The sequence below is a fragment of the Sphingobacterium sp. DR205 genome (assembly GCF_011064245.1).
GTDB lineage: Bacteria > Bacteroidota > Bacteroidia > Sphingobacteriales > Sphingobacteriaceae > Sphingobacterium > Sphingobacterium athyrii.
Map to the genome: position 1 here is coordinate 4,857,358 of NZ_CP049333.1, position 21,388 is coordinate 4,878,745.

Annotated in this window: 17 protein-coding genes; 8 read left to right on the top strand and 9 right to left on the bottom strand. The window is 39.0% G+C overall.

The features are described 5' to 3' along the window. The first annotated feature begins 136 nt into the window (after positions 1 to 136). Positions 137 to 2,986 (top strand): hypothetical protein, encoded by a 2,850-nt coding sequence (locus G6053_RS21060; protein WP_165308315.1) that lies wholly within the window; start codon positions 137 to 139, stop codon positions 2,984 to 2,986. On the opposite strand, the gene G6053_RS21065 is transcribed toward G6053_RS21060, so the two are convergent. The 3 genes from G6053_RS21065 to sppA form a co-directional block, all read right to left on the bottom strand. Continuing rightward, positions 2,983 to 3,825, bottom strand: coding sequence for an endonuclease/exonuclease/phosphatase family protein (locus tag G6053_RS21065; RefSeq protein ID WP_108632988.1), 843 nt, complete (start codon positions 3,823 to 3,825; stop codon positions 2,983 to 2,985). The genes G6053_RS21060 and G6053_RS21065 overlap by 4 nt on opposite strands. Positions 3,826 to 4,105: 280 nt before the next feature. Beyond that, a complete protein-coding gene (locus tag G6053_RS21070) occupies positions 4,106 to 5,296 on the bottom strand; it encodes a phosphoglycerate kinase (RefSeq protein WP_165309701.1) in 1,191 nt (396 codons plus the stop codon). A 111-nt stretch (positions 5,297 to 5,407) separates the two neighbouring features. After that, a complete protein-coding gene (gene sppA, locus G6053_RS21075; RefSeq protein ID WP_165308317.1) occupies positions 5,408 to 7,174 on the bottom strand; it encodes a signal peptide peptidase SppA in 1,767 nt (588 codons plus the stop codon). Between the two features lie 121 nt (positions 7,175 to 7,295). On the opposite strand from sppA, the gene folK reads away from it, so the two are divergent. Both folK and G6053_RS21085 read left to right on the top strand, forming a co-directional pair. Beyond that, a complete protein-coding gene (gene folK, locus G6053_RS21080; RefSeq protein ID WP_165308319.1) occupies positions 7,296 to 7,793 on the top strand; it encodes a 2-amino-4-hydroxy-6-hydroxymethyldihydropteridine diphosphokinase in 498 nt (165 codons plus the stop codon). Beyond that, positions 7,780 to 8,124 (top strand): Hpt domain-containing protein, encoded by a 345-nt coding sequence (locus G6053_RS21085; protein ID WP_108632985.1) that lies wholly within the window; start codon positions 7,780 to 7,782, stop codon positions 8,122 to 8,124. The genes folK and G6053_RS21085 overlap by 14 nt, the downstream gene beginning before the upstream one ends. Here G6053_RS21085 and pssA read toward each other — a convergent pair. Both pssA and rho read right to left on the bottom strand, forming a co-directional pair. Then, complete coding sequence (gene pssA / locus G6053_RS21090) at positions 8,121 to 8,807, bottom strand: CDP-diacylglycerol--serine O-phosphatidyltransferase (protein ID WP_165308321.1); 687 nt, start codon at positions 8,805 to 8,807, stop codon at positions 8,121 to 8,123. The two genes, G6053_RS21085 and pssA, sit on opposite strands and share 4 nt — an antisense overlap. Positions 8,808 to 8,883: 76 nt before the next feature. After that, complete coding sequence (gene rho / locus G6053_RS21095; RefSeq protein WP_108632983.1) at positions 8,884 to 10,383, bottom strand: transcription termination factor Rho; 1,500 nt, start codon at positions 10,381 to 10,383, stop codon at positions 8,884 to 8,886. Between the two features lie 294 nt (positions 10,384 to 10,677). On the opposite strand from rho, the gene G6053_RS21100 reads away from it, so the two are divergent. The 3 genes from G6053_RS21100 (at position 10,678) to G6053_RS21110 (ending at position 14,536) form a co-directional block, all read left to right on the top strand. Then, positions 10,678 to 12,405 (top strand): sugar MFS transporter, encoded by a 1,728-nt coding sequence (locus tag G6053_RS21100; RefSeq protein WP_165308323.1) that lies wholly within the window; start codon positions 10,678 to 10,680, stop codon positions 12,403 to 12,405. Positions 12,406 to 12,646: 241 nt separating this feature from the next. Further along, entirely contained in the window at positions 12,647 to 13,510 is an 864-nt protein-coding gene (locus tag G6053_RS21105) for an N-acetylglucosamine kinase (protein WP_104380805.1), read from the top strand. A 204-nt stretch (positions 13,511 to 13,714) separates the two neighbouring features. Next, positions 13,715 to 14,536 (top strand): UDP-2,3-diacylglucosamine diphosphatase, encoded by an 822-nt coding sequence (locus G6053_RS21110; protein WP_120260579.1) that lies wholly within the window; start codon positions 13,715 to 13,717, stop codon positions 14,534 to 14,536. An 83-nt stretch (positions 14,537 to 14,619) separates the two neighbouring features. Here the strand turns inward: G6053_RS21110 and G6053_RS21115 are convergent, their stop codons facing one another. Together G6053_RS21115 and G6053_RS21120 are read right to left on the bottom strand one after the other, a co-directional pair. Further along, positions 14,620 to 15,303 carry a metal-dependent hydrolase gene (locus G6053_RS21115; protein ID WP_165308325.1) on the bottom strand — a complete coding sequence of 228 codons (684 nt, stop codon included), beginning with the start codon at positions 15,301 to 15,303 and terminating at the stop codon, positions 14,620 to 14,622. Positions 15,304 to 15,313: 10 nt separating this feature from the next. After that, the gene (locus G6053_RS21120) at positions 15,314 to 15,619 is read right to left on the bottom strand and encodes a YbaB/EbfC family nucleoid-associated protein (RefSeq protein WP_165308327.1); all 306 of its coding nucleotides are present in this window, start codon (positions 15,617 to 15,619) and stop codon (positions 15,314 to 15,316) included. Positions 15,620 to 15,718: 99 nt separating this feature from the next. Between G6053_RS21120 and G6053_RS21125 the strand changes: the two genes are divergently transcribed. Then, entirely contained in the window at positions 15,719 to 16,345 is a 627-nt protein-coding gene (locus tag G6053_RS21125; RefSeq protein WP_165308329.1) for a hypothetical protein, read from the top strand. An 82-nt stretch (positions 16,346 to 16,427) separates the two neighbouring features. Here the strand turns inward: G6053_RS21125 and G6053_RS21130 are convergent, their stop codons facing one another. Beyond that, positions 16,428 to 17,423, bottom strand: a complete 996-nt coding sequence (locus G6053_RS21130; protein WP_165308331.1) for a hypothetical protein — start codon at positions 17,421 to 17,423, stop codon at positions 16,428 to 16,430. Between the two features lie 234 nt (positions 17,424 to 17,657). Between G6053_RS21130 and G6053_RS21135 the strand changes: the two genes are divergently transcribed. Further along, entirely contained in the window at positions 17,658 to 18,263 is a 606-nt protein-coding gene (locus G6053_RS21135) for a thymidine kinase (RefSeq protein ID WP_108632977.1), read from the top strand. Between the two features lie 345 nt (positions 18,264 to 18,608). Here G6053_RS21135 and G6053_RS21140 read toward each other — a convergent pair whose 3' ends face one another. Next, complete coding sequence (locus G6053_RS21140; RefSeq protein ID WP_241254790.1) at positions 18,609 to 21,332, bottom strand: carboxypeptidase regulatory-like domain-containing protein; 2,724 nt, start codon at positions 21,330 to 21,332, stop codon at positions 18,609 to 18,611. Positions 21,333 to 21,388: the final 56 nt, after the last annotated feature.

Sequence of the window (21,388 nt, forward strand, 5' to 3'; positions counted from 1 at the left end):
AGCAAAAAACATAAACACAACAAAACCATAACTATATATAAATCAACATATTTATAAAATCAATAAAAACATAAGATTTATATAAAATCAAAATATTTAGCTAAAAAAAATAGCAAATCAAAAAATAGCCATATAAATGAAGTATAAAAATATAATTACCAGCGCTTTAATACTATTAACATTAACAATATCTTCAAAAAGTGCTTTCGCACAGTTTTTTGAGGATAGCCAAGCCCCCTTAAGTCAGAAATGGTTCAAAATTGAGACACCTAATTTTAAACTCATTTTCCCTGAAGAGATGAAAGACAAAGCCCCTACCCTAGCAAATCAGGTCCACAACTCCTTGCGCACAACAAGTAGAAATTACAAAATAACACCTCGAAAAATTCCTTTCATTATACACAACACGAACCTAGAGACAAATGGTTTTGTGCAATTATCTCCTCGCAAATCCGAACTCTATAGCACCGCCGGAGCTGAACCCGACAACCAAACTTGGCTACCTAATCTGATCCTCCACGAGTCTAGACACGTTAGTCAATTTGACAAATTGACAGGAAAATTGAGAGCTCCTTTTTTTGAACAATTAGCCTTAGCTTATTATGGACTTACAGTTCCTTCCTGGTTTTTTGAGGGTGACGCCACACTAACTGAAACCATTTATTCTCATGGCGGAAGGGGGCGATTGCCTTCTTTTGAAATGCCGATCAAAGCCAACTTCCAATCGAAACACAACTACAGTTTCAACAAATACTTACTCGGATCCTTTAAGGATATTGTCCCCAGTTACTACACCATTGGCTACCTGATGACATCAACGCTGAAGGCTGAACTGCCATCAAATTACGAAGCAGATTTATTTTCAGAGCTCAACAAACGGCCGCTCTACCCCTATAATATCAATCGTGTATTGAAGAAAAAAATAGGTGGAAATAGCAGTTATTTATTTAACAAAACGATCGCAAAATTGGACACGATATGGAAGACAAAAACAGCAAATTATTCCGCCCAAAATTACGTTGAAATTTCTGGTCAAAATAACCGCTATTACAACAACAATCTATTACCAAAATCAAGTGGAAATTTGATTTACTTCATCAAGCAAAATCCAGAAAAAACAAATGCGATATATACTTATGACAACGATAAGAAATCGGAAGCACAACTTGTAAAAACAGGCATCCAGCTGACACCGCATTTCGACATCAACAGCACATACATCGTATGGGATGAACTCCGAAAAGATCCACGTTATAACAAGAGAACATACAGTGTCATCAACTTAATGAACCGGAAAACTGGAGAAATTAAAACACTTACCAAGCAATCCAGGTATTACTCACCCGTATTTAGCCCCATAGAAGAGTCTATCGCCTGCATCGAAGTAGATTTATCCAACACAAGCTATCTTACGCTCATAAGCCTTAAAAACGGCTCTGTAATCAAGCGTATAAAAACTCCGGGGTCCGAGCAGCTTCAGCATCCTGCATTTAATGCCACAGGCGATAAAATCATCGCGATCCGCCTTTCAGAAATTGGAACGGCACTCTGTGAGATTGATCTAAAAAATGATAAAATAACAAACCTGACTCCTTGGGGAAACCAACAATACGAACGACCTCAATACCTTCCGGGTATGAATATCCTTGTCAAAGCAAACTTTAATGGTATTGACAACATTTACAAGATAGATCGTCAGTCGGGCGCCAAACAGCTCTTGACGAAAGCGCCATTTGGTGCTTTTAATCCCTTTTACGATAAGGACACCAAGCGATTACTTTTTAATAACTATCAGTATAATGGCTATAAAATCAGTCAGACAGACATAGACACCGTCTTTGAAATCAAACCGGAAACTGATTATTTTTCCCATTACTATTCCGCAGCTGTACAAAAGGACAGTATATTCAATATTGCCGCCACTGCACCGGATTCCAGCCAAAAATACATCATCACACCCTACAAAGGACCCGGCCGAACATTCAACTTCCATAGTCTCTCACTAAGCAGCAGCAATTTTGAAAGTTTCGACAATTTCAAACCGGGTATTTTTTGGCTTTCAAATAACATTTTAAACACCACCCAAATTGCACTTGGTTACGAATACGACACGGACATCCGAAAAGGTATTTATTCTGCCGAGCTAACGTATAATAAATATTTTCCAAAATTCTCCCTCCGTTATGAAAACAGAGGTCAAATCGCAGCTGCAACGATCCCCAACAAACCGGACAGCAGCATTAGATTCGACTGGAGAGAACATTACGTTTCGTCACAGATTTCCATCCCGTTGTCTTTTTATAGACTTGATTACAATTATTCAATGGGATTCAATTTTGCAACGGCTTATTTGAAACGCTACAATTTAAGTCGCAATGACCTTAAAAACTTTAATTACGAGACTGCATTTCCATTGACTTACCAACTTTATTTCAATCGAAATGCCCGCATGGCAACGATGGACCAATATCCGAGATGGGGACAGAATTTTAGTGTAACCTACAGACACACTCCTTTTGAAAACAAGGCCAAAGGTGAAATTCTATCCGCACGAACAGTATTCTATCTCCCCGGATTCATGAATAACCATGGATTTCAGGTCCGCTTAAGCGCACAGGCGGGTACAGGTATCTATGAATACATCAACGACATTCCCTTGGTCAGCGGGTTTAGTTATTATAAATATGAGAAAGTGAAAAACACCTTACTGATCAACTATAGATTCCCTATTGCCTATCCTGATTTTGGGGTAGGATCACTAGCCTATATAAAACGTATAAAAGGTGGTGTATTCGCGGATTATCAGAATATCCACAAACATAAGGAAGCGGCACCGAAGAGCTTTGGAGCATACCTTTCCTTTGATTTCAATGCTTTTAGATATCCGCTGCCCGACTTTGAGTTTGTCGTGAAAGGCACTTACATCAATGATAATACGACAACACAGCGCATCGTACCAACCGTAAGTTTAAATTACACCTATTAAGGATGAACGGCCCAATTAAAATTAGCCGCTAAAGCATAGTGATCTGACAAAGGCAAGCCCCTGACATTCGTAAATAGGTTGTGTTCTATATTATAATCACGGGCGGCCAAACTCAGATGGCTATTGCTACGATAGAGAATCTTGTCTATTGATTCGCTCTGATTACCGATTGACAGCATATGAGGTGGTTTAAACGCATGCTTCGCTTCCGGTACAAGTCCTCCGTTCTGGAGTTCAACCCAACTGTCTACTAATGTGGTTGACTCCATAAAATCGTGCAGGTTATCATCACCGAAACTATAATGTGCATTAAAGTCCCCCATGACAATCAGCGCGTTTTCACTAGAATTCTCGCCGATATAATCACGCAACTGATTAAGATTATCCCTTCTCGCACTGGAAGCCCGTCTATTATTCTGGGCATTCGCATGTACATTATAGACATCTAGCCATATCCCAGCAACGATCTCCACCTTGACCAGGGTAAAACCTTTGGGTGTCAGAAAATCAGCTCCGGTACGCTTTTTCCAAGGAACTCGCACAACATCCGACATAGGGAAATGGGACAAGGTATTGAGACCGTCTCCAAAGGGTACGCGTCCCTTAGGTTTGGTACGATAAGGGTGTTGATTCCCGCCCAAATAGAGACTATTGTTATAATTGAAATCCTCTTGCACGTTCACAATATCAAAAGGATTAATCTTTTTGCCTATTTCAGCAATACTTCTGCTTCTACCTGTAATCGCAGAAGAAATAAACCCCGGCAATCCCGCTACATTATAAGTCAACACCGAAAAAAAACCCGAACTATCTTTATCTTTTTTGTGATTAGCATCCATCAATAAAACCTATATAATCATGTCATCATAAATTTAAGAAATACAATAAATACTCGCCACTGCCATACAGATATTTAACAGATAATTGATTTAAATCTGACATTAGCGAGAAAATATGGCTCATTCTAAACCAAAGCTGTCTTTTTCAAAACCATTGGCGCCTAATACTAAAGCATGCTCCTCAACCGAAACAAGTTTCAATGCATGGATAAGAAACATTTTGCAATAAAAAAGGGATAACACAATATTATCCCTTTTCCATACTATTTTTTTAAAGCTATTAATCTTCCAGTGCTTTTACACCGGGAAGAACTTTTCCTTCCATATATTCCAGCAATGCGCCACCACCTGTACTCACGTAACTGACATCTTCGGTCATACCAAATTTACTTACAGCAGCAGCCGAATCTCCACCTCCTATTAAAGAAAATGCACCATTTTTCGTCGCCTCGACAACCGCATCGGCCACAGCTTTCGTACCTTTTGCAAAGGTATCAAACTCAAAAACTCCCATAGGACCATTCCAAAGGACTGTTTTTGAATCTTTGATAATAGACGCAAAATTCGCTGCCGAATCCTGACCGATATCTAAGCCCTGAAGGTCTGCAGGAATCTGATCATTTGGACCATCATATACATTTGCATCATTAGAAAATGCATCAGCGATTTGCGCATCTGTAGGAATAACCAAATTTACTCCTTTTTCTTTCGCTTTCTTGACCAATTCATTGGCTAGGTCAAGCTTGTCCATCTCCACCAATGACTTACCGATTTCGCCACCTCTTGCTTTGATAAACGTATATGCCATACCTCCACCAATCAGTAAGTTATCCACTTTATCCAATAATGCCTCAATCAGCTGGATTTTATCAGAAACTTTCGCACCACCCATAATCGCTGTAAACGGTCTAACCGGATTATTTAACACCTTCTCCGCATTACCTACTTCAGCAGCCATCAAATAACCGCTATATTTAGCTGAAGGGAAAAACTGTGCGATAATCGCCGTTGAAGCATGTGCTCTATGCGCAGTTCCAAAAGCATCATTCACATATACATCACCTAACTTTGAAAGCTTTTCAGCAAATCCTACATCACCTTTTTCTTCTTCTTTATAAAAACGTAGGTTTTCAAGTAATAAAACTTGGCCAGCTTGCAATGCCGCAGCTTTTTCTACAGCATCATTTCCAATACAATCATTGGCAAATTGAACCTCTGTACCTAACACCTTAGAGAGGTGAGCAACAATATGTTTTAATGAATACTTATCAGTAGGACCATCTTTTGGTCTTCCTAAGTGGGACATCAATATCACACTTCCGCCGTCATTCAAAATTTTCTTTATTGTCGGAGCAGCTCCCTGAATACGATTATCATCCGTAATATTGAAATTCTCATCCAAAGGAACGTTGAAATCTACGCGAACCAAGGCTTTTTTACCTGCAAAATTTAAATCGTCTACTGTTTTCATCATATAACTTTAATGTTTTAGGATCTGTCGTTTGCCAAACGAACAGCTAAATATAGAAAAAAGGCATTTATTTTCATCAAATAAATGCCTTTTTATCGGATTAAATTATCATTAATGAATTTCTACGGTGTAAGGTAACCTTGCCTGAATACCACTTTGTGTAGTTGCCTGCCGCATCACATCGAAATAACGATAGTATTCGCCCATTTGTTCTTTCGCTACCCAAGCCTGAACTTTTTCCTTTGAATTGTTCAATATCGAAGTGAACGGATCTTCCTTTTCAGGATATTGCGTTACTTTATACTTGTTTAGATTAGCCTTTTTAGCTGCTGCCTGAATAGCAACATCAAGATTGCCCAAACGATCAACCAATTTATTACTTAAGCCCTGAGCACCTGTCCAGACCCGGCCTTGACCAATGCTATCAACATTTGGCAAGGGGATCTTTCTCCCTTCCGCTACAACTTTTGTAAAGGTAGCATATACCTTATCAACCTCACGCTGGATGATATCCCTTTCTTCAGCTGTCAAAGGACGATCAAAAGTCGTATTCAAATCCGCAAATTTTCCGGTTTTCACACCGTCGTAGTGCACGCCAATTTTATTGTTCATTAAATTCTGGAAATTCGGTATTACACCAAATACGCCGATTGATCCTGTGATGGTCGTTGGCTCGGCAAATATTGAATCGGCAGCAGCCGATATATAATATCCTCCTGAAGCGGCAACATCACCCATTGAAACAATGACAGGTTTAACCTTTTTAGTCAAAATGACCTCACGCCAGATGATGTCCGAGGCAAGGGCTGAGCCTCCGGGAGAATTCACACGCAACACAACAGCCTTGACAGCGTCATCCTCTCTCAACTTACGTAATTCCCTTGAAAATTTATCGCCACCAATTTCACCCGGGCGCGTCCCTTCGCCATCCACAATCTCTCCAACCGCATAAAGAACAGCCACCTCAGATCCACTACCATCGTCCTTCAGCTTCCTATTATAATCTAATAACGAAACAAATGATATTTCTTCCTTCTCCCCTATCTTCAGTCGTTTTCTTAAATCAGCCAACAATTCATCTTTATAAATCTTAGCATCCGCGAGCTTATAGCGCACCGCATCATCTGCACTTCTAACCAAGTAATTGTTCGCTATACCGCGTAACGTGTCCGCAGGAATATTCCGGCTTGTCGAAATCTCATTAATAAAAGTTTCGTATATACTTCCCAGATATGATGTTACCTGTAGACGGTTTGGATCACTCATTTTATTTAAGAAAAAGGGCTCCACCGCGCTCTTAAATGTACCTACTTTCACAATCTGCATCTCTACCCCCACTTTATCCAATAGATCTTTGTAAAACATGGTCGAACTCCCAAGCCCCCTAAAATCAATGGTTCCTTGTGGATTGACATACACTTTATCCGCAATACTCGCCACATAATATGCTTTTTGATTGTAGCCGGCATTGTAAGCAACGATAAACTTCCCTGTTTTCTTAAAAGCCAGCAGTTCATCCCGCACCTCTTTCAAACTCGCAAAACCAGTCCCGATACTTCCCGCATCGATATAAATTCCCTTAATACTCCCGTCCGTTGCGGCATATCTGATTCTACCCAGGATATCATCCAAACCAATACTCTTTGTGGAATATCCCGGAAGATTTAAGCTTCCAAAAGGATTATTGTCGTTCCGTTCATTGATATCATAGTCAAAGGATAGAAATAACACCGAATTGCTTTTGACAACAACCTCCGGCTCCGAAGACGCCGAACTGATAAGCGCCCCGATGATACCCATAACAACAATAAACAAAATCACAAAAGATATCACAATCCCTGTAATCGTAGCCAATACATACTTAAAAAATGATCTCATATTTTATAATTAATCCCAATTTTTACAATCTTGCAAATGAAAAGATTTATTTTACACTAAAGGTAGTGCAATATTTTTTATTCCCCCAGTATTTTATTCTATAAAGCCTTAATTTAGTAGGATGAATAAGATTTTTATATTATTAGGGACCAACTTGGGAGATCGTCTGCGACAACTTTTACGGGCAAAGCAAGCGCTTGAAAAACAGGTTGGAGAAATTTTGATGGCATCTTCCATTTATGAAACCGCCGCCTGGGGTGTTGAAGACCAACCCGCATTCCTAAATCAGGTCATCTTAATAAAATCCGGTTTATCCCCAATGGATTGTTTGAATCGCACACAGCAGATTGAATTGGATCTGGGAAGAGTACGTCTGAAGAAATGGGGCCAAAGAGCGATTGACATTGATTTACTTTATTTCAACGACGAAATTGTCAACTACCCAAATCTAATTATACCACATCCGTTTATTTCAGAACGACGGTTCACCTTAGCGCCCTTAGCAGAAATAGCGCCGGACTACATTCACCCCGTTTACAAAAAAAATAACGTATATTTATTGCATAACTGCAAGGACGAATTACCCGTAAAGAAAATTAGCAACGATGAACCATATTGACATTGACCTGATCAAGCAAAACATGTTTGACAATTCAGATTTGATCAAACAATTTGTATCAATGTATCTTATTCAAACCCCCGTAGATTTGGACAACTTACGAAATGCACTAGCTGAAGGTGACCATCAAAAAATTGCTGATGCCGCTCACCACATCAAACCGACGATGGACTATATCGGGGCATTCCATTTAAAAGCCAAATTTGAAGAATTGGAAATGAATGCCAAAAATCAGGAATCCTTAGAGGGACTCCGAGCGACTTTTCACGTCTTGGATATCGAAATGAAAGAACTGTTATTCGAACTTGAACAATACGAAAAAACGATCTAAGCCAGATCGTTTTTTTTATTGAAGTGCAAGGCCGACAGTATAAAATACAAAAGTAGAATAATTGGCAAAGCCATAAACTGCCCGATTGCAAATAAAACCAAAGTTAAGAATAGAAAAATAAAGCGATATTTATTCGTCGCCCAGTCCATTGAACTGAATTTCATCGAAAACAGCCGAATCTCGCTAATCAACAAGTAACTGGTCAAGAGTGCACTACAAATCAAAAATATTGGATTTATAATGAGTTCAGGATACTTATCCGCAATATAAGGCAATGAAAGTACATAAAAAGTGTTCATTGGGGTATTGAGTCCAATAAAATCTGAAGTTTGTCGTTCGTCCAAATTAAACTTGGCCAAACGCAAAGCCGAAAATACGGTTATAATAAACCCTAGATACGGCAGTAAGGAAGCATCAGGAAGCGCTTTCTGCAACAATGTAAACATGATCGTACCCGGTAAAAATCCAAAACTGACCATATCAGCCAACGAATCCAATTCTTTGCCAATAGGTGATTTTACATGGAGTAGTCTGGCAACCATGCCATCGAAAAAATCAAATATTCCAGAGGCAAGAACACAGATGGTCACTGCTTTAAGATTCCCCTCCAAGGCCATCAGCACAGCAATACAACCACTAAAAAGATTCAGACAGGTCAGCAAATTTGGAATATGTTTTTTCATCTAAGTGATTTATTTTTTATAAAAAAAGCCATCATTCGGTTAGAAATGATGGCTAAAATATCAAAATTTGATGGGATTACCCATTCATACTGATCAAAAATTCTTCATTTGATTTAGTACCACGCATTTGTCCCTGTAAGAATTCCATTGCTTCTGTAGAATTCATATCCGACAAGTGATTACGAAGCACCCAAATGCGTTGCAATGATTCTTTGTCTGTCAATAGATCATCACGACGCGTACTAGATGCTGTAATGTCAATTGCAGGGAAGATACGTTTGTTTGCCAATTTACGATCCAATTGAAGCTCCATATTACCAGTTCCTTTAAATTCTTCAAAGATCACCTCATCCATTTTGGAACCTGTATCTGTCAAGGCTGTCGCAAGGATTGTCAATGAGCCGCCGTTTTCGATATTTCTAGCCGCACCAAAGAAACGTTTTGGTTTATGTAGCGCATTTGCATCCACACCACCGGACAGGATCTTACCCGAAGCCGGAGCAACAGTATTGTAAGCACGAGCGAGACGAGTGATGGAATCCAACAGGATAACCACATCGTGACCGCACTCTACCATACGCTTCGCTTTTTCCAATACGATATTAGCAATCTTTACGTGACGATCAGCAGGTTCATCAAAAGTAGATGAAACAACCTCCGCACGTACGCTTCTTGCCATATCCGTAACCTCCTCAGGACGCTCATCAATCAATAAGATGATAAGGTATACTTCAGGATGATTCTTAGCGATTGCGTTAGCAACTTCCTTCAACAAATTTGTTTTACCTGTTTTTGGTTGCGCAACAATCAGTCCACGTTGACCTTTTCCGATAGGTGTAAACAAATCCATGATACGTGTAGAGTAATTACCCATACCCATATCTAAATTTAAGCGCTCATCCGGAAATAATGGGGTCAAATAGTCAAAAGGCACGCGGTCGCGTACTTCTGCAGGATTCTGTCCGTTAATAGCTTCTACTCTAACCAAAGGAAAATATTTCTCACCTTCTTTTGGCGGACGAATACAGCCACGAACGGTATCCCCTGTTTTCAAACCAAATAATTTGATCTGAGATTGTGATACATAAATATCATCCGGAGATGTCAAGTAGTTATAGTCCGAAGAACGCAAGAAACCATAGCCATCAGGCATAATTTCCAAAACACCCTCATTAACGATAACATTGTCGAAATCTGTACTGGAAGAAGTATTTTCAGCTTTAGGAGTTTGAAGAGTTTTTTCAGGTTGGGAACCTTTATCTGTTGTCGGAGTTGTATCTACCGCGGGACTGCTTTCTTCACTTTCGACAGCCTCACGTTTTCTTACAGTCACAGGCTCTGCGGTTTTCACCGTTCTCACACGTTTACGTGTACGTTCAGCCTGTTCCTGATTGTCTTCCTCCACTTTAGCAACATTTTCTGTAGAAGCCGGAGCTGCTTCTTCTTCCCCACCGGTATTGCTAATTCTTTCTATTAATTCTTGCTTACGCAATTTATCAGCATCTGCGATACCGATCAACTTAGCAATCTCGCGCAATTCCGATACGAGTTTAGCGTTTAATTCGTTAATATCCATTAATGTGTTGTGTATGATTTTTGGATTTTCTTTTGAGCTTTATTCTGATTACACACTTAAGCTTGTTTCCTTGTTTAAGTGAATGAAGAACTTAATGATTTCTTTTAAACCGAAGTGGATTAAATCTTGAGAACCTAGACAAAGAAAAAAACAAATTTTGTTATTTCAAAATATTTCAAAAAAAATATTTACTATTGTAGCTAGTAAAACGATTTAACAACATTTTTAGATTGAATTTTATATTTTTTTTCATAAGTTCGTACCTTTCAAAATTTAAGTTTTTAGATCCCTTATATGGAACAGCAACAAACTAAAACCAATTACCCCGCACTCTACACATTGATTATTGTGTTTTTCTTTTGGGGGTTTATTGCGGCGGGAAATAGCGTATTTATCCCATTCTGCAAGAATTATTTTCACCTGGACCAATTTCAATCGCAACTTATAGACTTTGCCTTTTATACGGCATACTATATCGGTGCATTGCTCCTTTTCATCTTTAGTTCGATAGGCGGCAAAGATCTCGTTGGAAAATGGGGTTACAAAAAAAGTATCGTTTATGGTCTATTGTTTTCAGCACTTGGTGCGGCAGCAATGATAGTGGCAGTCGAGGTGAATCTATATATTGGCATGTTGTTGGGGTTATTTGTGGTTGCACTGGGATTTTCCTTGCAGCAAACTGCAGCCAATCCCTTCGCCGTCTTATTAGGGGATCCAAAGACAGGAGCTTCCCGTGTCAACCTTGGTGGCGGTATCAACTCCTTTGGAACAACCATTGGCCCCTTAGTGATTGGGTTCTCCCTTTTCGGAACATTTGAACCTATTTCTGATTCTGAGATTGCCAATCTACCTTTAAATAAAGTGGTCTACCTCTACGTTGGTGTGGGTCTGTTGTTTCTCCTCGCTGCGGCATTGTTCAACTTTAGCAAAAAAGTACCGGCTGGAATCAGCAATGAGCCAATGGAAAAAGCTAACAAGGCTCTACGCACTTTGATCATCATGACGGTGTTATTATTTGGCATGTTCGCACCTGTATTTTTAAGTTACAAGAGTGACCTTGCATTGCACATCGAACAACTACACCAACAAGTAGCAAGCCTGACCGACCAGGTTCAGATAGATCAATTAAAAGCACACATTAAGGAAGTTGCCAAACCGCTGGAAACACAACGTATGCTATGGTTAGCAGGTGCTTTAATCGTTGTCATCGGCGGCTTACTCTTTTCAAACAGAAGTGCTAAAAAGAATCCGGAAGGATGGGGAGCAATGAAATACCCACAATTAGCATTGGGAATGCTTGCATTATTTATCTATGTTGGTATTGAAGTAGCGATTGGTAGCAACTTAGGTGAGTTGTTGACTTTAAAAGAATTTGGTCACCTACAATCTTCTCAGATCACACCCTATGTATCCATGTACTGGGGAAGTATGATGATTGGTCGATGGGCAGGTGCAATTACAGCATTCAACCTGAGCAAATCGACTAAAAACGGCTTACTAATCGTTGTCCCTTTGGTTGCGTTTTCGATCATTGTTGGTGTTAATACACTTGCAGGCTTCGAAATGTCACACCTTTATTACTATGTGATCTGTATTATTCTGCAAATCGTGGCTTTCTACCTAAGTAAAGAAAAACCTGCACGTACATTGATTATTTTTGGTTTATTTGGAATCATTGCCATGTTAATCGGGCTTTTCTCTTCCGGTACAATTGCTATTTATGCATTTTTATCAGGAGGTCTTGCTTGTTCAATTATGTGGTCATCCATCTTCAGTTTATCAATCGTTGGTCTTGGAAAATATACCGCTCAGGGTTCAGCATTCTTGGTTATGATGATTCTTGGTGGTGGTGTCCTTCCTCCTATCCAAGGAAAATTGGCCGATCTTATCGGAATACACAACTCCTATATCCTACCATTAATCGGATTCTGTTATATTGTTTTCTTTGCGGTATTTGTCAAAGGAATTTTAACCAAACAAGGAATCAATATTGATGAAATCGAGGCTGAAGGAGGTCACTAAGCGCATCAACTAATTGTAAATAGTACACTATTTAAACAATTTTATTACACTATTCAAAAACTGGCTTAACAACACCGTTAAGCCAGTTTTTTTATATAATGAGCAAATTCTTAAAATTTATTTTTTTAAAAATACATGGATAAGTTATGATATTTAAAATTAAAAAATGTATTTTCGGGGAATTGATTAATGAATTGATTACTCATTTTATAACGATAAACACAATTAAAACTACTCAATAATGATAATCATTGCTGACGGGGGATCAACAAAAACAAACTGGTGTTTGTTAGATGATTCAAATAAAAAGATCTACTTCAATACCGAGGGTTATAACCCTTATTTTGTTGACAGTGAATACATTGTAAACTCCCTAAAAAAAGGATTACCGCAGGATTTACCTTTTGAAAAAATCGCGGAAGTAAATTATTATGGTGCTGGTGTCCATAATAAAGAAAAAGCTCAAATTGTAGTTGATGCTTTAAAACAAGTATTTACTACAGCGAAAGTGGAAGTAGGACACGATCTACTTGCTGCTGCAAGAGCATTATTAGGATCTCAAGCCGGATTTGCTGCAATTTTGGGTACAGGAACAAATTCTTGTCTCTATGACGGTAAAGAAATTACATTAAATATTGACTCCGGAGCTTACATTTTAGGTGATGAGGGATCGGGTAGTTATATTGGTAAAAAATTACTTGCAGACTATGTTCGTAATTTAATGCCCAAAGATGTCAAAGAAGTTTTTTGGAACACGTACAAAATGACAAAAGACGAAATCATGGATGCGGTTTATACCAAACCAATGCCTAACCGTTTCTGTGCAAGTTTCAGCAAATTCGTCTATGACAACAATGTGAACATTGAGTATACACGTAATATCGTCGATGAAGCATTTGAAGCTTTCTTTAGAAATTTAGTCAGCAAATACCCTAATTATCAAAGCTATACCTTCAATTGCATTGGTTCAGTAGGTTACAATTTCAGAAACGTACTGGCTGAAAAGGCAGAACAATATGGTATGAAAGTAGGTAAAATCCTGCGTTCTCCAATTGATGATCTTGTCCAGTTCCACATTGATAGAGCAGCTGCAGTTGCCAAATAAGAAGGTAAATAATCTTTAACATATTATAGGGTGTCTGATCCAGATCAGACACCTTTTTTATTGAATAAAAAAGCTAATATTAAATTCTAATAAACTTACTTATACCGCTTTACAGGATATTTTAATGATTTAATAACAGGAATTTCATCAGTACACAATAAATTTACCTTTTTTTTGTAAAAAGAATATTTATAGTTTATTCCGATGAAAAGAAGCCTTGATATACTTGTACTCTCAGACATACACTTAGGTACATACGGAAGTAGAGCCAAAGAACTTTTACTTTACCTGGAATCTGTCGCACCCAAGATATTGATCCTCAATGGCGATATTGTCGATATCTGGCAATTTAAGAAAAGCTACTTTCCGCAGGATCATTTAAAGGTTATCAAGAAGATCATTGACATGAGCTCAACGGGTACCGAAGTCCATTACATAACCGGCAATCACGACGAAATGCTCCGCAAATTTACGGATCTTAAACTTGGTAATATCAAACTGAGCAACAAACTCCTTCTTTCACTCAATAATCAAAAAGTATGGATCTTTCACGGGGATGTTTTCGATGCATCCATCCATCACTCAAAATGGCTGGCAAAACTTGGCGGCTGGGGTTATGATAAGCTGATACAGCTCAACAATGTCATTAACTATTGCCTGGATAAAATGGGAAAAGAGAAATATTCGCTTTCAAAAAAGATAAAAAACTCTGTTAAAAAGGCCGTCAAATACATCTCGGACTTTGAGCATACAGCAACGGAACTGGCGATTGAAAAAAATTATGATTTCGTGATCTGCGGTCATATTCATCAACCCCAAATAAAGGAAGTTATCACCCGAAAAGGCACCTGCACCTATATGAATTCCGGTGATTGGATCGAAAATCTCAGTAGTTTAGAATACAAAAATGGTGAATGGAAGCTGTTCTATTTTGAAGAGAATAAGGAACAGATCCTTAAAAACAAAATCATTGACACTCCCCTTTTCAGCTTAGAAGATCTCAAGAAAATCGTTATCTCATCCTAGGCGGAAAATGAGTGCCACATAGCTGCACAGAACTTATTTAAGCAAAAAAAGGCCGAACTAGTTCGGCCTTTTCTTTTTATCTTTTACAACGTTATTGTTTCTCCTATTTTTGGAAGAGACAGTGAAATATCTTCGTTTTGAAATTTGTCTAAAGCCTTTTGTTTATCAATCTGAATTGGCGGAAATGAATCGTAATGAATCCCTACCACACGTGAACAGTTAATAAACTCCGCTGCTTTGATCGCGTCATCTACATCCATGGTATAATATCCACCGATTGGTAAAAATGCCCAATCTAATTTCAGATCTGCCAACAGCTTCATTTCCATGGTCAATGCCGTATCGCCGGCGAAATAGATCTTTTTCCCCTGTACATTAAAGACAAATCCAACCGGAAATCCACCATATTGGCCATCGGGCGTACTATTCGTATGTGCAGCATAAACCATCTTGACAGTGCCAAAAGGCAGCTGTATCGTTCCGCCAAGGTTGAACTCAATCACCTTTTCGTCAGGCACGCCCTGTCTTCTTACCCATGCCGCTGTTTCTACAATGGCCAATACTGTAGCATCGCTATTCTTTTGGATGGTCGCCATATCTGCGACATGATCCTGATGTCCGTGGCTTAAAAAGATGTAATCGGGCTTAATCGCATTTACATCAATTGCTTTCGCCAGTGGATTATACGTTACGAACGGGTCCAATAATACCTTCGTTCCATCAAAATCAAACTCAACACAAGATTGACCGTAATAAGTTGCTTTCATGATCATATTGCTATTGATTAAATAAGCCGCCTAAACCGCCTAACATATCCTTACTCGCTGCCTGCATTTCAGCCTGACTGATATTCTCTGCTTGGATGATTGCCTTGTTTAAAGCAACAACCAATAATTCCTCCAATTCTTCTTTATCTGCATTAGACAAAAAAACAGGATCTATCGTAATCTCTTTAATCTCTTTATTGGCTGTTGCTACTACTCGGATCAAACCACCTTCAGCCTCACCGGATACCGAAATTGTATCTAGTCTTTTCTTGATTTCTTCTGCCTTTTGCTGTGCCTGAAATAATTTGTCAAACATATCTATCACATTTATTTGATGCCAATTTACAAAAATCCTCCAATACCTACTATTGCTAATTTACTTTCGCTAATGCTCGCCTTTTTGTATTTTTGCAGCATGCAAAGCAATCAGGAAAAATTAGTTGCCCATTTTTTGGAACAGCTGAATCTAAATAATAGCACTTTCTCACCGGAAACATACGCTAAGTTAGCAGCAAAGCAATCGGCAATCGTGAGCATCGAAGACGTCATTACTTATATCAATACGCTTGGCGAAGAATTAAACAGCGAAGAAAACATCAATGAGCTTATCGAAAAAATAGAAGATGAAACCAGCATCTTGATTCACAAGCTCAAATTTATAACGGCCAGTGACAGACCCAAAGTATTGGTTTTAGATCAAATTGAACCACTGGAAATCAATGAATCGGCCTATCTTCAGGAGTCTATCAAAATAGCAGGCGGAATTCCTACGACAACTCCGCATGAGGCAGATAAAATTATCCTTATCGACAGCGACGAAACTGTATTTACCCATATTCCGCTATTATTAAATGATCCCTCAATTGCACAATCAAAGGCTATTGAACTCGATCAGCTTTTTATCATGACAAAACCCGGTTTTGCCCAGACCCCGGGATACGATTACCTTACGGAGCTGGAATCTTTAGCGGAGATCTTTCAGCCAAAATATTTCGTTTATGGCCACGAAGGCAAAGACTGGTTACAATTTCAATTGAAATAGTAGCGAACAATTTAATATCTCTTTCACAAAAAAAGCATCTTTAAATTGATTAAAGATGCTTTTTTTGTGATGAAATTACGCACTAGCTATACCTTCTCCGCAATACCTCGTATAACTTTTCAACAGTATGGGGTTTATCTGCCCACCTGTTTTTGATCGCATAATTGGTTTGCAAAAATGCATCAGCTTCTGCATAGCTGCTAAATCTGTTTAATAACTCTACCGCTTCGCTATAAGCCAAACTATAACCATTAAATAAGTCTTTAATAAATAAAAGCTTATCGTTCAAACTTATTCCGGTTTTGATGTCTGTCAGTTTATCTGAACTTCCGGATTGATTGACTTGATATACCCGGTTCTGTACTCCAGCCTGCTTTTGCTGTGAGATAATCTCATTTAAGGTGAGCGGTCTGGAAGGAGCCTCCTCCATTACCGTATTGACTTCTTCCTGGATAAGGTTCTCTTGAACTTCTTTGATGATCACCTGTTTTGGTTCTTCTATAACCTCGGTCACCACCACTGGTTCCTCATCAATAAGATCTATCTTGGGTTCATTTATGGTATACTGATTTTCCTCAACAGGTTCTACAGCAGCTTCAGGTGTTGTAGGTGGAGCCTGATCAACGGCTGTTGAATTAGCCTCATCAGCGATCTTCGGTGTATACGAGACTGCTGGCAGATCCACTGTTTCTTCTACTTCCGCTTGTGCTTCAACAGCAGCTTCATTTGAGTTTTTAGATGTGCCGCTATCCACAATATGCTGTGCGGTGTTTTCAGTTTCAACAATGGGCGGGTTAGCTATCCGTATCGAAGAAGGTGGTGTAAAATAATCATTGAACGCTATTTTTTTGCTCTCCAACGCCGATTCTTTTAAGGTATTTTGAACTTGCCCGCCTTGTAATACAGTGTCTGTCTTAAGTAAAGTGACATAAGCTGCCACAGATTGCGCTTTCGCTTCCAAACTCACCCAATCACTCAATTCAGCAGTACCGTCTTTTTCCGACAAATCCAAATACTGTGCATTCAAATCCTGTAATAAATCTCCTATCTTATTAAAAATTTCTTCTTTAGTACCCATAATTCTATTTGAAATCGCCTGTTAATCGTTTATAATTCCTTTACATTCCTTACCTTAAAAAGTGGAAAACTCAATCCTTTGATTTATAAATATTTGAATTTGCAGTCACTTTTTTGCTACTCAAATTTAATATTTAATTCTGATATTAGCATTGTCAAAAACAGAATATAATAGGAGGTCTATGGACAAATAATACCTTATTTGCTGGCCATCCGAAAAAAATAATTTAATCAAATGCTTTTTTCCGAACATAATCTGACATTGAGACCGGCTCGATATGGAAGTATTGAGGTTATCTGTGGATCAATGTTTTCAGGCAAAACCGAAGAATTGATACGCAGGCTAAAACGCGCACAATATGCACGCCTAAACGTTGAAATTTTCAAGCCTGCAGTCGATAAACGATATGATGAAAAATTGGTCGTTTCCCACGACAGCAATAGTATCCCCTCTACTCCGGTTGAAAATTCTTCAGCAATCCTGCTATTGAGTTCGGCTACTCAAGTTGTTGGCATAGATGAAGCACAATTTTTTGATGACGGATTGACAGAAGTATGTGTCAAATTGGCAAACAGTGGAATTCGTGTGATTATTGCCGGATTGGATATGGATTATAAAGGTCAACCCTTCGGTCCAATACCTAGTTTGATGGCGGTAGCTGAACATGTCACCAAAGTTCACGCAGTATGCATGCAATGCGGCGCTCCAGCGAATTATTCTTATCGGCTCACAGATGACACACAAACCGTGCTACTCGGTGAAAAGGAAGCCTATGAACCACGCTGTAGGCAATGTTATTACCATTTGGATCAACAGGGTCACTCGCGTAATCAACGTTAGGAATACGACCTCCACTAGTCATTTCATTCTTCTACTGGGCATCTATCGTTCCTTCCGATCAAAAACAGCTGCTTGCCGATTGCATTTACCGGATCTATTTATAACATTTCTGTTAGAAATAACTGCCAGATAGACCCAGAATCAATTTGGCATAGGATTTGAAATATACTTTACAAATAAGAAGATAAACGCTTTCAAAAGCGACAAAATACTTTTCATAATTTAGGTTTATAATTGGTTAGTTTGCACCTCCTTGCCCATCAAGGAGGTGTTTTTTTGTGCTAAAAAAACGCTGCCCTTTTTCAAGAACAGCGTTTCTATTGTATTACGTTAAGCTCAATCTCATTAGGGCTGTACGCGATAGTTGATCACTTTTCGACCGATATTACCCGTCTGATCCATCCCTTCGACAATCACTTTATAATTGCCGTTTCCATCCGCATTGTAGAATTGAACGGCGGCCTCACCAGTCTCGGTGACCGTTACTTTCGGATTCCAATAAATGGTGGTCCGTAGGTCGTTTGCCGATTTTCGCTCTGGTGTATCATATTTTGGCGTGTAGAACTTACGTTCTTTAACATAGCCTAGTGGGAACATGTCTATAACATTCGATTTTGGCAGGAGTTTCTCAATTTCACTCAAAGCCATCCGAGGTTTCTTGGCCTCCACTTTCTTAGTATAAATAGAGACAACACCATTGTTTTGATACATTCTTGATACCGTGCCCAATTCGTCACGCAAAAAGATTTCTATTCCCTCGATATCCGCCACATTGATGCTATTCAATCCGGGCTCGTCTATGGCCATACCATTTAGGAAAAACTGAACGGGGGTACGTCCACCCGCATTGTAATCACGCGAAACATAATATTTCAATGTTTGGGGGTCGTAGGTGATTCCCGTTAAAACAGTCTGCAGACACATAGTCAACACATTACACCCTGTTAAGCGTTCTGGCTCGATACGATGTTCAGGCATAGACAAACCCGAAATCGATGGAAAATCCTTATTGGTGATGACCTTTTTCTGAACTCCCGTCACCTCTACTTCATCCAACAGAATGGATTTTCGATACTCTTTTCGGCTATTATCCAGATAAGGCGCAATTGCTTGGTCTATATTGGGAACAAAGTAGCTTTTATAGCCATTATTCTTATCTATTTCGGGATAATAACTCTGATCCATATTGATCACCAAGCTCCGGTAATTATCGTTTGACCGCGCATTTACAGTCACTTTAGATGAATCAGGAAAAACAAGGTCTTTGAATGTAAATCGGCCATTTTGATCGGTGTATACATCCTTTTTGATATTCCGTGAAGGTACAGACAACAATAGACCTCCATTCGGATATGGACGACCGGTATTCATGCGCAGAATCCCCGATAACTCGATCCCTTGTTCAGGAAGAAAACTAACCGGAGGTAACTTTTCAGCGATTAATGCAGGATAATCAAAACGGCGATAACCCTGTGTCATTAATAAGGCATCCAAGGCCTTTTCGCGGTTTGGATTTTTTTCATCAAAATAAGCATTCGGGTTTTCGACATTTCCTTTCAGATCCGAAGTCAGCAGGAAATTGCTCACGATGGAGAGGTCAGCTTGGTCATTATAAGGGACCTTAGACTCATCAATTACTGAAACAGAATAACTGCCTGGATATTTCTGTCCATTATTATCAACGGAAAGCTTTAAATTGACCAGATCTTTCGCTTTATAACTTTGTTTGTCACTGGCGATCTGAATATTGAGTAATTTCTCACTCTGTACAAATGCCAGGCGTTCGCTTACAGGTTTGCCGTCAGGAGTCATTAAAGTGACCTGAACGATACCGTTAGGTAATCTTTCTTTTGGAATATTGACCAGCGCAGATGAAGATTTTAGATTAACCTGAGCGCCAAAACAGAGATGACCATTCGACTGAACCAATACATAGTAAGATTGAGCAGGGTTTTTCGAAAAATTATCCTCGCTAGTCACAACAGCAAATTCGGCATTTATTTCATCCTGTTTGACAAATACAACATTTGCCTTATCATTAGCAACAGCCGGAAGCTTATATTTACGTTCCTGTCCATTGTCAAATTTGATGACTGCCTGGTAGTTTTCTCCAGCTAAAGGCAACAAGGAGAAATACCCCATTCCCGATCCAAAATCTTCAAATTCTGCAACAGATTTTCCTTTTGAATCGAGAATTGAACCTTTTACTTTCAGACTCTTGCCATCAGATCCCACAGCTTTAAAGGCCACCTTTTTAGCAAGTCCGGCGATTAAGTCTCCACCCTCAGGAAAAAATTGCACATCCGCATCCCAGAGGGCATTTTTCAGTAAAAAAGAACTGGACAGCGGTTTTTCATTTTTATTTTCCTGGATACTCACCTTTAATTGTCCTTTCTCCAGATTGGTCTTTTCTTTTGCCGATAAATTGATCGTCACCTTCCCCATGGCATCCGTTTCACCTTTGCCTTTATCGACAGTTTCCCATCCAGACACAAATTCCCAGTTGATCTTTGAATTAATCATAGGCTTGCCTGTTCGATCCCTGAACTGTATGACAGCCTGACTTTTATTTCCACTGAGGTTATTCTGAAATTCAATATTTGTGGTCAATTTCTTATTGATCACATCACCTATTGGAACAATTTTATTGAAGAAGTAAGAAGCGTCAAAATTTGACATCCATTTGGTATAAGCTCTGAAGCGATAGTTATCCTGCACCATGAACTGTGGATCGAGCACCATCTGGCCATTTCCAACACCTTTATCCAACGGAACCCTAAAGGTCTGAATAAGTGAATCGCGGCTATTCAAAACTTCTACATAGGCGATTTTGCTCGGCTCATATTCTGGAAGATTCCGGGATAAATAAGTAGAAAACCATAGCGTGTCCCCCACGGCATAATAAGGTTTATCAAAGTGCAGATGTACTTTTTCTGTTGGGTAACCTTGAAAATATTTTTGAACTCGTTCTACGATCGTATTAATAGGTAATGTAGGTGCAGTCTGTGCGTATGTTGACCCGACTCCTAAAATCCCTATCGATAAAGTCAATAGTTTTATGTGCTTCATTGAAAGTCTTAGAATTAAAAAAAGAATAGCTAAATATATTCAATTTTACCCAAAGG

Bases quoted from the DNA above. Each gene is read 5' to 3' on its own strand.
- G6053_RS21060 (WP_165308315.1), top strand. From the start codon at position 137: ATGAAGTATAAAAATATAATTACCAGCGCTTTAATACTATTAACATTA.
- G6053_RS21065 (WP_108632988.1), bottom strand. From the start codon at position 3,825: ATGGATGCTAATCACAAAAAAGATAAAGATAGTTCGGGTTTTTTTTCG.
- G6053_RS21070 (WP_165309701.1), bottom strand. From the start codon at position 5,296: ATGAAAACAGTAGACGATTTAAATTTTGCAGGTAAAAAAGCCTTGGTT.
- sppA (WP_165308317.1), bottom strand. From the start codon at position 7,174: ATGAGATCATTTTTTAAGTATGTATTGGCTACGATTACAGGGATTGTG.
- folK (WP_165308319.1), top strand. From the start codon at position 7,296: ATGAATAAGATTTTTATATTATTAGGGACCAACTTGGGAGATCGTCTG.
- G6053_RS21085 (WP_108632985.1), top strand. From the start codon at position 7,780: ATGAACCATATTGACATTGACCTGATCAAGCAAAACATGTTTGACAAT.
- pssA (WP_165308321.1), bottom strand. From the start codon at position 8,807: ATGAAAAAACATATTCCAAATTTGCTGACCTGTCTGAATCTTTTTAGT.
- rho (WP_108632983.1), bottom strand. From the start codon at position 10,383: ATGGATATTAACGAATTAAACGCTAAACTCGTATCGGAATTGCGCGAG.
- G6053_RS21100 (WP_165308323.1), top strand. From the start codon at position 10,678: ATGGAACAGCAACAAACTAAAACCAATTACCCCGCACTCTACACATTG.
- G6053_RS21105 (WP_104380805.1), top strand. From the start codon at position 12,647: ATGATAATCATTGCTGACGGGGGATCAACAAAAACAAACTGGTGTTTG.
- G6053_RS21110 (WP_120260579.1), top strand. From the start codon at position 13,715: ATGAAAAGAAGCCTTGATATACTTGTACTCTCAGACATACACTTAGGT.
- G6053_RS21115 (WP_165308325.1), bottom strand. From the start codon at position 15,303: ATGAAAGCAACTTATTACGGTCAATCTTGTGTTGAGTTTGATTTTGAT.
- G6053_RS21120 (WP_165308327.1), bottom strand. From the start codon at position 15,619: ATGTTTGACAAATTATTTCAGGCACAGCAAAAGGCAGAAGAAATCAAG.
- G6053_RS21125 (WP_165308329.1), top strand. From the start codon at position 15,719: ATGCAAAGCAATCAGGAAAAATTAGTTGCCCATTTTTTGGAACAGCTG.
- G6053_RS21130 (WP_165308331.1), bottom strand. From the start codon at position 17,423: ATGGGTACTAAAGAAGAAATTTTTAATAAGATAGGAGATTTATTACAG.
- G6053_RS21135 (WP_108632977.1), top strand. From the start codon at position 17,658: ATGCTTTTTTCCGAACATAATCTGACATTGAGACCGGCTCGATATGGA.
- G6053_RS21140 (WP_241254790.1), bottom strand. From the start codon at position 21,332: ATGAAGCACATAAAACTATTGACTTTATCGATAGGGATTTTAGGAGTC.